Here is a 15,874-nt window from a genome sequence, read left to right as displayed (position 1 = left end):
CTTAAACCTGATCTAATTTGCTCAATACAATTTGTTCATTGTGTAATGAGACCATACAACTTTTAGTGACATAATCATTTGCTAAATCATCGCTTAATTTGTAAATTCCAGCGATCGAAAGCAACTCTGGTTTTAGTGCTTGACAAAAAATACAGGCACTTTTATCACCCCTTGCACCGGCTAACGCTTTACCACTTAATCTACCATAAATATGAATATTACCATCGGCGATAACTTCAGCTCCGGCGCCAACATCACCATTGATCACAAGATCGGTTTTTTTAGCATAAATCTGTTGTCCAGAGCGAACTCGTCCAGTATAAATTTTTGTTTTAAGCGCATTTTCCGAATGCGGTACATCACTCGGCTTGACCGCTGCCGATATAGCACTTGTCATTTTTTTAGATTGGCGCAGAGAACTTCTCAATATGGCGATATGCTGCGCGCTGATCAGCTCTTTTTGCTCACCAGATAAGTCACCTGAAATACCGACTAAAATAAAACCTTCTTCATTTATGCTGTGTTTCAGATTAGCATAGTCTATTTTAAGTTCTGTATCTTCGATATTGACCACCACTGGTGCATTTTTAAAAAAATCCGGTGCTGTAATACTTTTTTTGTGAAGTTCTTCCGTCAAAGTAGTCAGGTTTTCTCTTTCAAGATTCACTACTAGAAGAGTAAAATTTGATGATTTTAAGGTCATACTCATCCTATCCATGATTATCATTATTATTTGACTTAAAATACAGTATATTTTTTAAAAAAATATACTGATGCATGTTATAGTTTGCCAATTAAATAGGCAAGTCAAGGACTACATTAGTATGTTATGTGCTGTATATAAAAGTATTCGAAAATCGCAGACTTATCTGTTTATTGCAAAACGTGATGATTTCTCTTCAGTACCGGAACCACTACTGGCACAATTTGGTCCGCCGCAGTTGGTCTCTTTATTAAATATTACTTTGCAGACAAAATTTGCTATGGCAGAGGCTGAGAAAGTACTCTCTGCAGTGAAAAATAATGGTTATTATCTGCAACTTCCTCCTCCCCCGGTTAATCATCTGCAAGAACACAAAGACTGGAAAAAAAAACGGCAGGAGAATAAAAATGAAATCTGATAAAAATTTCACTTTATCATCACCAATGAAAATGCTTTTTATGACTTTTTTCAGCAGCTTACTATTTAGCCAGCTGGCTAATGCAGGTAAAGTTAATGATAATGAAACCCTGCAAAAAATACCATTTGCTGAGTATGTAGAACAGATCAAAATTGAAGCCAAAGAAAATGGAATTGATCCCGATGTTATCGAAAATGCATTTGCTAACGTTGAGTTTTTACAGCGCAGTGTTAAATCCGATAAAGAACAACCCGAATTTAAATTAACGCTTGATACTTATATACCAAGAGCCGTGCCCGAGTGGAAAGTAAAACAAGCACGGAAAGCTTATCAAGAACATTACCAGCTGCTGCATGAAATAGGCAATGCATACGGTGTTCAGCCGCGATTTATTGTCGCATTATGGGGTATTGAAACAAATTTTGGCCGTTTTACCGGCAACCATTATATTATCTCCTCTTTAACAACCATGGCCTACGAAGGTCGCCGTGAGGCATTATTCAAAAAGCAGTTATTCGCAGCATTAATTATCTTGCAGCAAGGACACGTAGACCCTGAAGATTTTATCGGTTCATGGGCTGGTGCAATGGGGCAAGTACAATTTATGCCCACTTCTTATCTAAACTATGCGGTTGATTATGACGGTGATGGTAAAAAAGACATTTGGAATACTAATGCCGATATCTTTGCTTCTGCTGCAAATTACCTGAAAACAGAGGGTTGGAATAACAATGAGACTTGGGGACGACAAGTCTTATTACCCGATAATTTTGATCTTCAATTGTCCGAAAGCAAGCAGAAGAAATCACTTCAGGAATGGCAAGATTTAGGTGTCCGACGTTATGACGGAAGTGCTTTACCCAAAGTTGATATTAATGCTTCTATCGTTATCCCCGATGACAAAGATGGCCGAATCTATCTTGCATACAATAACTACCATGTTTTAATGCACTGGAATCGTTCATACTATTTTGCCACGGCAGTGAGTTATCTGTCCGAGCGTATTAATGAGCCGCGTATCGTTGTAACAGAGAAGTGATCACTATTTGGTGAACAAAAATGATCCAATAATAGAGTGCAGATCCAATTTAATAAATAAGAGAAATATGAATAAATTCTGGGAATATAAAACACTATCGAGAATGTCAGACACAGAATGGGAGTCTCTGTGTGATGGTTGTGGTAAATGCTGCTTAAACAAATTAATAGATGATGAAACAGAAGAGTTACATTTTACTAATGTTTCTTGTCACCTATTACATACAAAATCATGTCAATGTCGCAAATACGATCAGCGCTTTAAACTGGTCAACGATTGTGTAAAAGTATCGCTGGATGACATTCAGCAGTTTCATTGGTTACCATCAAGCTGCGCATACCGACGCTTAGCGGAAGGAAAGCCGATACCAGAATGGCATCCGTTAATTACAGGCAGTAAATCAGCGATGCATAAAGGAGGTTTTTCAGTGCGGGGAAAAATCATATCAGAAAAAACCATCGACCCTGACAAACTGGGAGATTATATTGCTATTTGGCCCGCCGAATAATTATCTCTTGTAAAAAATATAACAAACTAATTCGTAAGGGAAAAAGATGACTGGCATTATTATTTATCACAACCCAATTTGCTCTAAAAGTCGCACAACGCTGGCACTACTGAAAGAGCATAGCGATAACGATAACATAAAGGTAATAAAGTACCTTGAAACACCGCCAACGGTTGAACAACTGCAAGACATCATTAATCGATTAGATTTTGACTCTGCTCGTCAACTGATGCGCTGCAATGAAGATTTGTATAAAACCTTAAAGCTCAAAGATCAAAACAATGAGCAATTGTTATTACAAGCGATGGTGGAAAATCCTAAATTAATTGAACGCCCGATTGTATTAGCGAATGGAAAAGCGATCATTGGTCGCCCTCCCGAGTCGGTATTAACAATCCTTTAATCGCTCGCTTAACGTCAAACCCGCACGGCTTTGGCTATAAAGGTATCAACAAGGATTATCATTTTTAATAAGTTGTGCCTTATGCGGTCAAAGCCAAAACTGCTTTGGCTGTTTTACATCGCTCGATTAACTAAGCGTTATCATTTTTAATAAGTTGTGTCTTATACGGTCAAAACCGACACTGCTTTGGCTGTTTTACATGGTGCGATTAACTAAGCGTTATCATATAAAACTCTTTTAATAAGTTGAATTTTATGCAAACCCGACACTATCAATTGCTTGCCAAAACTGGATATTTTGGATTACTATTGCTCATTCCTGTTTGGCATTTGTGGTTATCTCCACCTTCGTTAAATATAAACCCCTGGCTAGTTACCTGTATCTGGTTTATTCCCCTGTTATTTCCCTTAATGGGTATTTTACAGAATAACCCTTATACCTATGCATGGTCTGGTTTTCTGGCATTATTATATTTAATGCACAGCATTGTTATCTTAATGAATGAACCAGGTGAATTAATATTGGCGAGTATAGAATTATTGCTAGCTGGGTTTTTCTTAACGGGAAATATCTATTTTGCAAAATACAGGGGTCGTGAATTAGGCTTAAGCATTCGTAAGAAAAAGAGTCACTAGAAAAGAGTCAACTTCCCTCACTTCAAGATGCTGCATCTTGAAGTGCTTTATCCCCAAGCTTTATAAGACTAATACCTCTTTGACAAAGGGAATCGTTAATTTACGCTTAGCTTCTAGCGATGCATTATCTAATTGATCAAGCGTGTCCAATAACGTATTCATATCCCGTGATAGACGATTTAATAAAAAACGCCCAACATCTACAGGCAACTTCATGCCCTTTAATTGAGCACGTAATTGCAGAGCACCTAGCTTGTCTTCTTCATTAAGCGGGGTTAAATGGTAACAAGCCCCCCATTCAAGTCGTGAAACAAGATCATTAAGTTTTAGACCAAGTTGCTTAGGTAAATGATTTGCGCAAAACACTAAACTGGCACCCGATGAACGATTTTCTTTATTATCGGACCAGCGATTATAAAAATCAAAAAGTGCTTTTTCCCATTTTTCATCACCGGCGATTTCCTCAATATCATCGATGCAGACAAGCGTTACCTGTTCCATATTTTCAAAAATATCTAACGTCATACTCTGGTAATGTCGCAGTGGAATATAGGCAACACTGTCGCCACGCTCATCGACTTCTGAACATAAAGCATGTAATAAATGAGAACGACCGCTACCAGATTCTCCCCACATATATAAGACCGGCTCACCCAGACCCACAACACTATTTTTTAATTGTGTTAATACACTGTAATTTTGACCAGGATAAAAACTTGCAAAGGTTTCATCATCAGGAAATTTAAGTGCTAATAAAGGATATTGAAAACGTAATTCATCCTGCGGCATGAAGTTCCCTAATTAACGCCAGTTAAAGTGAAAACGTTCACTTTGAGAAGCATCTAATTGTAAGTTAGTTTGTATATTAAGTGCATTTTCAAAACTATTAATGCCACCATTGACCTTCACATTGACCTTTACCTGCTTCACATCAACGCTGACGACTTCATAGGATGCAATTGCCAGAATACCTGATAGTACTTGATTTAATTTTTCATGCTGTTGCAATGAACTGATCCCGCTGATGTAAATACTTTGCGAAAATTTCTCAGTATCCGTTGCTAATATTGCATATTGGTCAGCATAATAATCAGCAATCTTGTTGGTCATACTGGTTAAAATAACACTTTTTTCACCATGTAATTGCTCCGATGCAACTATTTCATTTTTCTTTGATTGTGGGGTGTTATAAACTAATTCCCACTGCAAATCCCATGTTTTTTCATCTTTTTGTTTTAAATTAGCAACAATAAACAGGCTGGCATCATAACGCTCAGAAGCCTTTGCTATCTGATCAAAAAACCGCCCAGAAATATCGAAGAGAGAGACCGCCAAATTATCATCAAGATCCATTAGCGGAAAGTGTAAGCTAATACCGCGCTCCTGCTGTGTACTTTTAAGTACGAAAGAAAGCACATCATCCTGATCACTGTTAATCATAGTATCTGAAATAAGTTTACGTTCACTGTCACTATCGACAATTAACCAAACTAATGTCCGGGGCCGAGTTTCACCCCAAACAGGCTGGCGCATCTCTTTTAATGCCTGATTTATTTTACTGGGATCAAACACCGCCATAAAATAGCGATTATCTTCAATATTACGATAACCAAATTGAGATAATAGACTTTGTGTTTTTGTCAATAATTGTTGGCTTTCATCCAGTATATTGACCTGCGAGTTGCCTGACACTTTAATTAATACTTGCTGTAATGCCAGCTCCTTTAACTGCTGTTCACTCTGGTTCTCTACAATAATATTTCCCTGATAAAGGTTTTCAAACTGGTTGGCTAACACGCAAGACGTGAAAGAGATGAACGAAATAAATAGGACAATAAAATTACGCACAACAAATATTGGTTTCATTAATATAACTACCATTCAAGCAACAATAACGTGATCATAAGCAGATATAATTCTATTGCAAGTTGATAATTAGATTTAATAGCAATTACACAGATAAGTACCAGCTATGATAGAAATTATCTTGAAAATATTAGGCAAAGAAAGTAACAGAAACAAAAATAAGATACTATATGGATTAAATAGTGATTAAATCTTAAGTCATATCCTAATAAAGAGGGACCTGATTTAAAAAAAACGTGAAAACTGACTTAAACAAGCCATTCAATGCATAAATAATTAGATCCTTGTCATATAAATGCTAAAATGCTGCTGTTTAAATCCATCAAATTCTATAAAAGCGAAATAGCTTTTAAATTTAATTCTGCGAGGAATGCAAGTGAGCAACGAAAAAACCTCTTTAAGCTATAAAGACGCGGGTGTTAATATTGACGCTGGTACTGCATTAGTTGAACGCATTAAAAGTGTAGCAAAACGTACTAAACGCCCGGAAGTAATGGGTGGATTGGGTGGTTTTGGCGCATTATGCCAACTGCCAACAGGGTATAAAGAGCCTTTATTAGTTGCAGGGACTGACGGTGTCGGTACAAAACTGCGTTTGGCAATTGACCTGAAAAAACATGACACAGTCGGTATCGATTTAGTGGCAATGTGTGTAAACGATCTTATCGTTCAAGGTGCTGAACCGTTATTTTTCCTGGATTATTATGCAACAGGAAAACTGGATATTGATGTTGCTGCTGCCGTTGTAACCGGTATCGGCGCGGGTTGCGAGCTTGCAAACTGTTCGCTTATTGGTGGTGAAACTGCCGAAATGCCAGGTATGTATGAAGGTGACGATTACGATATCGCTGGATTCTGTGTGGGTGTTGTTGAAAAAGCAGATGTTATTGACGGAACGAAAGTAGCCGCGGGTGATGCGCTTATTGCAGTCGGTTCAAGTGGCCCGCATTCCAACGGTTACTCTCTAGTGCGTAAAATTTTAGAAGTATCAAAAGCCGATACCAGTGCCCCCTTTGGTGACTCAACATTGGGTGAAACATTATTAACACCCACTAAAATTTACGTAAAATCAACGCTTGAATTAATCAAAAACTGCCCTGTGCATGCAATTTCTCATATCACAGGCGGTGGTTTCTGGGAAAATATTCCACGCGCATTACCCGCCGGAAGCAAAGCGGTTGTTGATGGTAAGAGCTGGGTATGGCCTGAGATTTTCAACTGGTTACAAGAGAATGGCAATGTCAAAACAGAAGAAATGTACCGTACCTTTAACTGTGGTGTTGGTTTAGTGATTGTTGTGCCTAGCGCTGAAAAAGACAGAGCAGTTGAAATATTAACTGCTCAAGGTGAAAATGCCTGGGTACTTGGTCATATCGAAGACGCCGCAGCAGATGAAGCACAAGTCGAGATTAACTAAACAATTATGGCAACTGTAGCAACTAAAAAAATTGTCGTTCTGCTCTCTGGTAACGGTAGTAACCTGCAAAATATTATTGACAAGCTTCATAATACAACGCTTAACAATCAACATATCGAAATTGTTGCTGTGTTAAGCAACAAAGCCGATGCCTATGGTTTACAGCGCGCTCAGAATGCGGGTATTAAGCATAAGGCGATTATCAGTAAGGGGATTAGTTCACGCGAGCAATATGATGCTTTATTAAGCCAAGAAATTGATCAATATCAACCCGACTTGATTGTTATGGCGGGTTTTATGCGCATATTGTCAGCGCAATTTATTGATAAATATCCAGGCAAGATGCTCAATATTCACCCCTCTTTATTACCTAAGTATCAGGGTACAAATACGCATCAAAGAGCGATAGATGCAGGTGACTCAGAGCATGGAGTAAGCGTTCATTTTGTGACAGAAGAATTAGATTCTGGCGCAACGGTGATACAAGCTAAAGTGCCTATTTTCAGTGAAGATAGCGCTGAAAAGCTGGCCGAGCGAGTATTAACTCAAGAACACTTAATCTACCCTTTAGCCATACAATGGTTTTTATCCGGTCGTTTAAGTATGGTAAATAGTCATGCACTATTAGATGGTTTGATCTTGCCTGCTAATGGTTATGCTGCTGATTAATTTTATATATAAGCAAACTACTTGAAGATCCGGACTCCTGCACCTTAAAGTAGTTGGGTATAATACAAGCTCAGAAAACCGAAGTTAATCTTCGGTTTTTTTTTCGTTAAAAAAGCACAGCATATAACAGAGGCATCAAAATGGCGGATAAAATAGCGCAGATAATAAGTGAAATAGACGCAAAAGCGCCAGCCACTTTATCTGTTTCCATTATTTTAGCTGTGCCAAGCGCGTGTGCTGCACACCCCATTGCGACACCCTGAGCCTGATTATCTTTAATCCCACATAATTTATAAAAAGCCAGCCCAACACTTCCACCGAAAATACCAACACAAACAACCATCGCAGCCGTTAATGAAGGGATCCCATTTAAACTACGACTTATCTCCATCGCGATTGGCGTAGTAACATGCTGTCCGGCCAAGGAAGCAGCAGTCACCAAATCGGCGCCTAAAAGCGGCATAAGAAATAACGCACAACTAAAAGCTATCAACACGGCTAACAAACAAGCGCTTAAAATAATATTAAATTTTTCTTTAATAAGGTGCAGTTGTAGATAAAGCGGTAATGCAAGAACCACAACGGCCGGCTCTAATAAAGCGACGAGCAGAGATGTCCCCTCCTCATATTGTGAATAATCTAATTTAAGAAAATAATGAAGTAATAACAAGGATAAAACAGATAATACAAAGGGATGGAATATTGCCCAGGGTTTAATTGCGTATAACGCTTTACTGGCAAAAAATATTACTAAGGTGCAGGGCAGGGCCAGATAGAACAGCATATTAAAGATCCTCTTTTTTATTTAAAAACTGGTACAAATGCCCCACGGATAAAAGAATTAATAAGGTTGTAAAGAAAAATGAAAATGTAATCACAAACCAATTGTCAAAAATAAGCGCTAAATGATTGATTAACCCGACACCGATAGGGACAAATAAGAGGGCCATATACTTTAGCAGCAGGGAGCCAGACATCATTATCCATTCAACTTTGATAAGTCGCAAATTCAATGCCGAAAACAGCAAAATCAACCCGATAATACTGCCTGGAAAGGCAAAGGGCAGATAACTACTGATTATTTTACCAACACTTAAAAATAATAAAATTATCAAAAAACCTCTTGAAAAATCAACAATTTTCCCAAATATGTTAACGTTTTTTAATTGTAAAAAGAGATTGTTAAAGTTCATCATATTATATTGAATCTATTAATTTTTAGAAGATTTGTATATTATATCGAAAGACTGAATTGAAGGATAATAACTTTGTTTATCTGAATCAAAAAATTCACCTACTTATTAATTAAAGAGCATAAAAATGTCAGCACCTCCAGAAAATTTAATGACCGAGAGCCGCAATCCCGCAAGCAGTCACATTGATACGCTATCGACCCTTGAAATGCTTAAAGTGATGAATGCAGAAGACAAAAAAGTTGCATTGGCGGTGGAATTGGCGCTTCCTTCGATTACCCAAGCGGTTGATTTAATTAGTGCAGCTTTTCATAAAAAGGGACGACTAATTTATTGTGGTGCGGGCACCTCGGGCCGTTTGGGTATACTAGATGCCAGTGAATGCCCACCAACTTTTGGAACACCGGCGAAGCAGGTAATGGCTTTAATTGCGGGCGGTCATCGGGCGATATTAAAAGCTGTAGAAAACGCAGAAGATAATCTGCAAGCGGGTCAGTCTGATTTACAAAATATCAACTTTAATGAAAACGATATTTTAGTGGGCATAGCAGCCAGTGGCTCTACCCCCTATGTTATCGGCGCGATGCGCTATGCAAAATCGATTAATGCCCAGGTAATCGCTATTAACTGTAACCCCAACAGTCTGATGTCCAAGGAGTGTGATGTTAATATCTGTGCCGTAGTCGGCCCTGAAGTGCTGACGGGTTCATCACGTTTAAAAGCCGGTACAGCTCAAAAATTAATTTTAAACATGCTTACCACCGGTGCGATGATCCGTACCGGTAAAGTCTTTGGTAATTTAATGGTGGATGTTCAAGCGACAAACGCTAAGCTTGTCGAACGGCAAAAAATGATCGTGATTGCAGCAACCGATTGCCTGCGGGAGGAAGCTGAAAAGGCCTTGCTGCAATGTAATGGCCACTGTAAAACAGCCATTGTAATGATCTTAACCAATACAAATACCGCTCAGGCTAAATCATTATTAGCTAAAAATAACGGTTATATCCGTCAATCGATCGTTAAATAAAGGGGTTTTAACCCCCACTATCAAAGGATTAGTATATCTTGAATTGAAGGGCTTATTTATCTTCGTAAATATTATCATAAACATAATTTGTAGCTTCAATATATCCCGGTACACTACCACAATCAAAACGCTTACCTTTAAATTTATAAGCCAGCACGCATCCTCTTTTAGCCTGTGTCAGTAGCGCATCGGTAATTTGTATTTCGCCACCTTTACCGGGAGTTGTCTCCTCAATAATATCAAAAATATCAGGCGTTAATATATAACGACCAATAATAGCTAAATTACTCGGGGCTGTGCCGGGTGCAGGCTTTTCGACCATATCATCAACACGGTAAATATTATCTTTGATCATCTCCCCTTTGATTACCCCGTATTTGTGTATCTGATCTTCAGGCACCTCTTCAACGGCCACGATTGAGCAACGGAATTGTTTGTACAAATCAACCATCTGTTTTAAAACACCATTAGCATGATTGATACACAGATCATCAGCAAGTACCACAGCAAAAGGTTCATCACCAATCAACTCTTTACCAACTAAAATAGCATGGCCCAGACCTTTCATTTCGCGTTGACGAATATAAGTGAAATTTGCCCGATCCATTATTAATCGAATATCTTTTAATTTATCTTCTTTCGGTGTGCCGTTGATTTGATGCTCTAATTCATAATTAAGATCAAAATGATCCATTAAAGAGTGTTTACCACGCCCGGTAACGATACACATATTAGTCATGCCGGCTTCTAAGGCTTCATCAACACCAAACTCAATAAGCGGTTTGTTAACAATCGGCATCATCTCTTTTGGCATTGATTTGGTGGCCGGTAAAAAACGGGTACCATAACCCGCTGCGGGAAATAAACATTTTTTAATCATGAGATTCCTATTTAATACAATGAGTTAATATAGTTGATGGTGCGTGAAAATAATTTACCATTAATATTAGAATATAAAAACATAAATAATCAAATTAACATATTTATTACAAACAAAAAAAGCAGACCTCAGTCTGCTTTTTCTAAAAATAGTATTGGGTTTAAAATTAACTGCGCGTACGTGTCTTAGTACGACGACGTTCGCCTGCCTTACGGTGCTGAGCATGTTTTTTTACCGCTCGACGGATACGTGCCTGCGGATTTGTAAATTTAGACTCAGTCACATCTACCTTTACTTTTGACTCAGTCTCTTTAGGCATATCGACTAATTTACGTAAATAGTTAACTTCTTTAAGATTAAGCTCATGCCAACCACCCTGTGGTAATTGCTTACTTAAGGTGATATTACCGTAACGCACCCGCATTAAACGACTAACCTGCAGCCCTTGGCTTTCCCATAAACGGCGTACTTCACGTGTACGACCTTCGGTTAAAACAACGTGGAACCAGCGGTTAATTCCCTCACCGCCAGATTCTTTAATGTCTAAAAATTTCGCTTCACCATCCTCTAATTGAACGCCCATGCGTAAGCGATTAAGTATCGCCTCGGTCACATCACCAAATATACGGACTGCATACTCGCGCTCAATTTGTTGGCTTGGATGCATCATTTTATTGGCAAATTCACCGTCGGTAGTAAACAGCAGTAAACCCGAGGTATTAATATCTAAGCGTCCGATAGAAATCCAACGAGCACCTTTCAAGCTCGGTAAGCGTTCAAATACCGTTGTGCGCCCTTCTTCATCACTGCGGGTACAAATTTCACCCTCAGGTTTGTTATAGGCAAGAATTCGACACATTGTATTTTCAGGGGTTAGATTCTTGACGATATGCCCATCAACACGAATAACCTGTACGTCGGTAACACGCTCACCTAAACCCACCACTTTGCCATCTACACTGACACGCCCTTCCTGTATAACAACTTCCATTTTACGACGAGATCCTAACCCTGCTCGTGCTAATACTTTTTGTAATTTTTCACTCATTTTATATTCCTTGGGTAATTCTCATTATGCCAATACCAGTAGCGGTTTTTTTATCAGATAAACAATAAAATTCCCCGCTGCCGGCAAACTATTTTACTTTTTACTTTTTAATAAGTTATTGCGGGATAATTTCTGAGCAACAACTTATGGTTTTTAATTCCCAAACGACTTAAAGATGCAGACTTCTGCACCTTTAAGTGATTTAGAGATAATACTTTTATTGAAAGGGTGTTATATCCCCGGCACCTATCCGCGTGATAACCACATCATCATCGGAAAAATCAATCACAGTGGTTGGCGATTCACCTAAATACCCACCCGTCATAATTAAATCTACTTGATTGGATAATTTGTCTTTAATATCTTCAGGATCAAATTCAGTGCTGGTATTGCCAGGCAGAATCAAACTTGTGGTCATTAAAGGCTCACCTAACTCAGCCAATAATGCCAGTGCAATTACATTATTGGGAATACGAATACCGATCGTGCGTTTAGTCGGATTCATTAAACGTTTGGGCAAATCTTTAGTGGATTTGAAAATAAAAGTATAGGCACCTGGTGTGTTATTTTTAAGCGCACGGAAGGCATGATTATCCACACGTGCATAGGTCGCTATTTCAGATAGATCGCGGCACACCAAAGTGAAGTTGTGTTTTTTATTTAAATCCCGAATTTGACAGATTTTGTCCAAACCGTGTTTATTGTCCATTGTGCAACCTAATGCATAACCGGAATCCGTTGGATAAATAATCACCCCACCCTTTTTTAATATCTCTACCGCTTGCTTAATCATGCGAACTTGAGGATTTTCAGGGTGTACATAAAAAAATTGACTCATTGTATTTTTTCTTCTTTCGATACTAACATTGCTGACAAATAACTTGGCCAATCAGCCCAAACGGGGTTTGCTGTCTCCGGTAAATGTAGCGCTTTACCGAGATCCCGCCAACGACCAACAAAATGGAAGTCACTGCCCTGTGAAGCGAGCAACTTATACTCATTGCTCCAAATTGCAAGCTGTAAACGTATTTGTGGTGATTGTTGCCCCATTGCCACTTCCATTGCATCGCCGTTAAACTGCTTAAATTCAGTCAATAAACGACGTATCCATTTGTTTGATAAACCGTATTGATTAGGGTGTGCTAAGATTGCCTGCCCACCGGCTTGATGGATAGCCTTTATGGCGCACTCCAAATCCACCCAATCATGGGGTACATAACCGGTATTTCCACGACTTAAATATTTATCAAATACCTTTTGGAAGGTCGGTGCGACACCTATCTCAACTAAATAACGCGCAAAATGTGCCCGCGTAATGGCTCCCTCACCAGCCAATGCCTTTGCGCCTTCGTAAACATCAGGTATTTTCGCTTTTGCTAAGCGCGCTCCCATCTCAACAGCCCGCGCTTCACGTTTTTCTTTTTGCAGTTTGATGAGGTCGCTTAACCCTGAATGCGCCGGATCGATATTAACACCGACCACATGTATCTCATGGTTTAACCAGTTACTGGTTAGCTCAATACCATTAATAAGCGTGAGCTTAAGTTTATTATCAATAATGGTTTGCTTCGCCTCAGCTAACCCATCAACGGTATCGTGATCGGTAATGGCTAATATGTTAACTTGACGATTTGCGGCTCGTACAACCAATTCTGTAGGCGTTAACTGCCCATCGGAAGCTTTTGTATGTGAATGAAGATCAATTAACATGAATATCCCAAAGGAGTGAACGTGAATAAACAACCACTAATATCAATCTCTAAAAAATGCGCAGGTGAATCAAATCCAAATAACGGTAATATCCTAAAAATTCACATGTGAATTAAATCCAAATAACGATGATATCCTAAAAATTCGCATCTGAAACAAATCTAAATAAAGATAATATTCTAAAAATTCGCATCTGAAACAAATCTAAATAACGATAATATCCTAAAAATTCGCATCTAAATTGAATATAAATAACGATAATATCCTAAAAATTCGCATGTGAATCAAATCCAAATAACGATAACATCCTAAAAATTCGCATGTGAATCAAATCCAAATAACGATAATATCCTAAAAATCACCTTGACATTAATAGCATAATCGCAAAAGATGGTTGTTATAACTTTATGGAACACATGATATATGATTTTAACAACAATTTCTCTTAATGATTATTGGTGGCACTCATTCTCCTAAGCGAGCAATGAGGTTTTTTTATATTCGTATATTTTCCAAAAAACTAAATTTTAAGCTCGCAATATGCGGGCTTTTTTTGTATTTGGGCATTAGCTTTTTAATCACATATTTGAGAAAAAACATGAATAATACCAATAAAATCCTTAAACAATCTTGGCGATGGTGGTGAACACAATCCATAACCCATTAACAGATATAATTTTAAAGGATAAAAATGAATACTAATCATCCCATCGGCGTATTAAAAAGCCTTTCAGCAGACTGTCAATATATCAGTGACTCGCTTGGTTTATTTCAAACTTTTAGTGCCAATACAGACAATCATCTATTATTTGATTCTGCCGAAATTGAAAGTAAAAACCATCTTAAAAGCTTAATGCTGATTGATGCCTGTATGAAAATCACCTGTCATGGTCTAACCGTCACACTCGATGCCTTAACTGATAACGGTAAAGACCTGCTTACTTTTATTACACCGCAATTTTCCACACAAATAATCAGCCAACATTCCGCCCATCAACTACAGCTTGTTTTCCCAGCATCAGACGCCACTGGCGATGAAGATCAGCGTTTAAAATCATTATCACCAGTAGATGCTTTGCGTTTTATTGTTAAAGGTATTAAAACGCCATCATCTCATCAGCAGGCATTGTTTTTGGGCGGTATCTTTGCCTATGACTTTATCGCTACCTTTGAAGATTTAATGGCAGTGCCTGAGAGTGATAACATCTGTCCTGATTTTATGTTTTATGTCGCTGAAACATTAATGATTCAAAATCATCAAACTCAGAAAGGGGAATTAATCGCTTCGGTATTTGGCGGATTATACTCCGATGAGAATGAGCAGCGCCTGAATGCGCGTTTAGCAGAAATACAACAACAATGTATTAATTTTGAAACAACCGAAAACCCTGTTACTCCCTTAACCGGAAAAGTCAGTACGGATGTTTCAGATCAAGAATATTGCGCTATTGTTGAAGAGCTTAAAAAATACATCGTAAAAGGAGATATTTTTCAGGTAGTGCCTTCACGTAGTTTTTCGCTTTCTTGCCCTAATCCGATTGCCGCTTATGCAAAACTTAAACAAACAAATCCAAGTCCTTATATGTTTTATTTAAAAGACAGTGATTTCACTCTGTTTGGCGCATCTCCGGAAAGTGCACTTAAATACACCCAAGCCTCAAATGATGTTGAGATTTATCCCATTGCAGGGACTCGCAGACGAGGATTTAATCCCGATGGCAGCATTAACAAAGATTTAGACAGTCGTTTAGAGTTGGAATTACGTTTAGACCAAAAAGAAACATCTGAGCATTTAATGCTGGTTGATTTAGCCCGTAATGACGTGGCGCGCATTAGCGAACCAGGTACCAGGCATGTGGCAGACCTATTAAAAGTAGACCGTTACAGTCACGTTATGCACTTAGTTTCTCGCGTTATCGGCAAATTACGCACGGATTTAGATGCACTGCACGCCTACCAGGCATGTATGAATATGGGCACTCTCGTAGGTGCGCCTAAAATCAGTGCATCGAATCTGGTCCGTCAAGTAGAAAAAAAACGCCGTGGCAGTTACGGTGGTGCAGTCGGTTATATCAACGGCTGTGGTGATATGGATAGCTGTATTGTTATCCGCTCGGCATTTGTAAAAAATGGTATCGCACAAGCGCAAGCAGGTGCAGGGGTTGTATTTGATTCAATACCACAGGCAGAGGCTGATGAAACCCGTACTAAAGCCGCGGCGGTATTAAATGCGATTGCATTAGCCCATGGCACAACACTTGCGGAAGTATCTCGACCTGATGTGTCTTTACCTGATACCTCTTTACCTGAAACGCCCTCAACAGGCGCTTCCTCAACCTTAGCTAATGGAGAGTAAAA

18 protein-coding genes are annotated in these 15,874 nt (G+C 38.7%); 9 read left to right on the top strand and 9 right to left on the bottom strand.

The features are described from left to right. Nucleotide 1: 1 nt before the first annotated feature. Complete coding sequence (gene minC, locus PING_RS05710; protein ID WP_011769479.1) at nt 2-703, bottom strand: septum site-determining protein MinC; 702 nt, start codon at nt 701-703, stop codon at nt 2-4. 121 nt (nt 704-824) lie between these two features. On the opposite strand from minC, the gene PING_RS05705 reads away from it, so the two are divergent. From PING_RS05705 to PING_RS05685, 5 genes are all read left to right on the top strand, one after another. After that, a complete protein-coding gene (locus PING_RS05705; RefSeq protein ID WP_011769478.1) occupies nt 825-1,121 on the top strand; it encodes a YcgL domain-containing protein in 297 nt (98 codons plus the stop codon). Next, nucleotides 1,111-2,160, top strand: coding sequence for a lytic murein transglycosylase (locus PING_RS05700; RefSeq protein ID WP_011769477.1), 1,050 nt, complete (start codon nt 1,111-1,113; stop codon nt 2,158-2,160). The genes PING_RS05705 and PING_RS05700 overlap by 11 nt, the downstream gene beginning before the upstream one ends. A gap of 67 nt (nt 2,161-2,227) precedes the next feature. Continuing rightward, complete coding sequence (locus PING_RS05695; RefSeq protein WP_011769476.1) at nt 2,228-2,668, top strand: YcgN family cysteine cluster protein; 441 nt, start codon at nt 2,228-2,230, stop codon at nt 2,666-2,668. A gap of 46 nt (nt 2,669-2,714) precedes the next feature. Next, complete coding sequence (gene arsC / locus PING_RS05690) at nt 2,715-3,071, top strand: arsenate reductase (glutaredoxin) (protein ID WP_011769475.1); 357 nt, start codon at nt 2,715-2,717, stop codon at nt 3,069-3,071. Nucleotides 3,072-3,325: 254 nt separating this feature from the next. Further along, the gene (locus tag PING_RS05685) at nt 3,326-3,706 is read left to right on the top strand and encodes a DUF2069 domain-containing protein (RefSeq protein ID WP_041766012.1); all 381 of its coding nucleotides are present in this window, start codon (nt 3,326-3,328) and stop codon (nt 3,704-3,706) included. A gap of 60 nt (nt 3,707-3,766) precedes the next feature. Here PING_RS05685 and hda read toward each other — a convergent pair whose 3' ends face one another. Next, the gene (gene hda, locus PING_RS05680) at nt 3,767-4,495 is read right to left on the bottom strand and encodes a DnaA inactivator Hda (protein ID WP_011769473.1); all 729 of its coding nucleotides are present in this window, start codon (nt 4,493-4,495) and stop codon (nt 3,767-3,769) included. A gap of 12 nt (nt 4,496-4,507) precedes the next feature. Continuing rightward, nucleotides 4,508-5,572 (bottom strand): DUF2066 domain-containing protein, encoded by a 1,065-nt coding sequence (locus tag PING_RS05675; RefSeq protein WP_157035307.1) that lies wholly within the window; start codon nt 5,570-5,572, stop codon nt 4,508-4,510. Between the two features lie 376 nt (nt 5,573-5,948). Between PING_RS05675 and purM the strand changes: the two genes are divergently transcribed. Continuing rightward, the gene (gene purM, locus PING_RS05670; RefSeq protein ID WP_041766009.1) at nt 5,949-6,989 is read left to right on the top strand and encodes a phosphoribosylformylglycinamidine cyclo-ligase; all 1,041 of its coding nucleotides are present in this window, start codon (nt 5,949-5,951) and stop codon (nt 6,987-6,989) included. A gap of 6 nt (nt 6,990-6,995) precedes the next feature. After that, the gene (purN, locus tag PING_RS05665) at nt 6,996-7,658 is read left to right on the top strand and encodes a phosphoribosylglycinamide formyltransferase (protein WP_011769470.1); all 663 of its coding nucleotides are present in this window, start codon (nt 6,996-6,998) and stop codon (nt 7,656-7,658) included. 106 nt (nt 7,659-7,764) lie between these two features. On the opposite strand, the gene PING_RS05660 is transcribed toward purN, so the two are convergent. Together PING_RS05660 and PING_RS05655 are read right to left on the bottom strand one after the other, a co-directional pair. Next, nucleotides 7,765-8,442 (bottom strand): LrgB family protein, encoded by a 678-nt coding sequence (locus PING_RS05660; protein ID WP_011769469.1) that lies wholly within the window; start codon nt 8,440-8,442, stop codon nt 7,765-7,767. A 1-nt stretch (nt 8,443) separates the two neighbouring features. Next, nucleotides 8,444-8,773, bottom strand: a complete 330-nt coding sequence (locus tag PING_RS05655) for a CidA/LrgA family protein (RefSeq protein WP_232279404.1) — start codon at nt 8,771-8,773, stop codon at nt 8,444-8,446. Nucleotides 8,774-8,978: 205 nt separating this feature from the next. On the opposite strand from PING_RS05655, the gene murQ reads away from it, so the two are divergent. After that, on the top strand, nt 8,979-9,878 hold the full coding sequence (gene murQ, locus PING_RS05650; RefSeq protein ID WP_011769467.1) for an N-acetylmuramic acid 6-phosphate etherase: 900 nt from the start codon (nt 8,979-8,981) through the stop codon (nt 9,876-9,878). A 52-nt stretch (nt 9,879-9,930) separates the two neighbouring features. Here the strand turns inward: murQ and galU are convergent, their stop codons facing one another. From galU to rnm, 4 genes are all read right to left on the bottom strand, one after another. Continuing rightward, nucleotides 9,931-10,758 carry a UTP--glucose-1-phosphate uridylyltransferase GalU gene (galU, locus tag PING_RS05645; protein ID WP_011769466.1) on the bottom strand — a complete coding sequence of 276 codons (828 nt, stop codon included), beginning with the start codon at nt 10,756-10,758 and terminating at the stop codon, nt 9,931-9,933. 166 nt (nt 10,759-10,924) lie between these two features. After that, complete coding sequence (gene rluB, locus PING_RS05640) at nt 10,925-11,806, bottom strand: 23S rRNA pseudouridine(2605) synthase RluB (RefSeq protein ID WP_011769465.1); 882 nt, start codon at nt 11,804-11,806, stop codon at nt 10,925-10,927. 217 nt (nt 11,807-12,023) lie between these two features. Then, the gene (locus tag PING_RS05635; RefSeq protein ID WP_011769464.1) at nt 12,024-12,644 is read right to left on the bottom strand and encodes an L-threonylcarbamoyladenylate synthase; all 621 of its coding nucleotides are present in this window, start codon (nt 12,642-12,644) and stop codon (nt 12,024-12,026) included. Continuing rightward, nucleotides 12,641-13,516, bottom strand: coding sequence for an RNase RNM (rnm, locus tag PING_RS05630; protein WP_011769463.1), 876 nt, complete (start codon nt 13,514-13,516; stop codon nt 12,641-12,643). The genes PING_RS05635 and rnm overlap by 4 nt, the downstream gene beginning before the upstream one ends. A gap of 691 nt (nt 13,517-14,207) precedes the next feature. Between rnm and PING_RS05625 the strand changes: the two genes are divergently transcribed. After that, a complete protein-coding gene (locus PING_RS05625; protein WP_011769462.1) occupies nt 14,208-15,872 on the top strand; it encodes an anthranilate synthase component 1 in 1,665 nt (554 codons plus the stop codon). Nucleotides 15,873-15,874: the final 2 nt, after the last annotated feature.

Source organism: Psychromonas ingrahamii 37 (assembly GCF_000015285.1).
Lineage (GTDB): Bacteria > Pseudomonadota > Gammaproteobacteria > Enterobacterales > Psychromonadaceae > Psychromonas > Psychromonas ingrahamii.
This window is presented reverse-complemented; position numbering and strand designations above follow the sequence as displayed.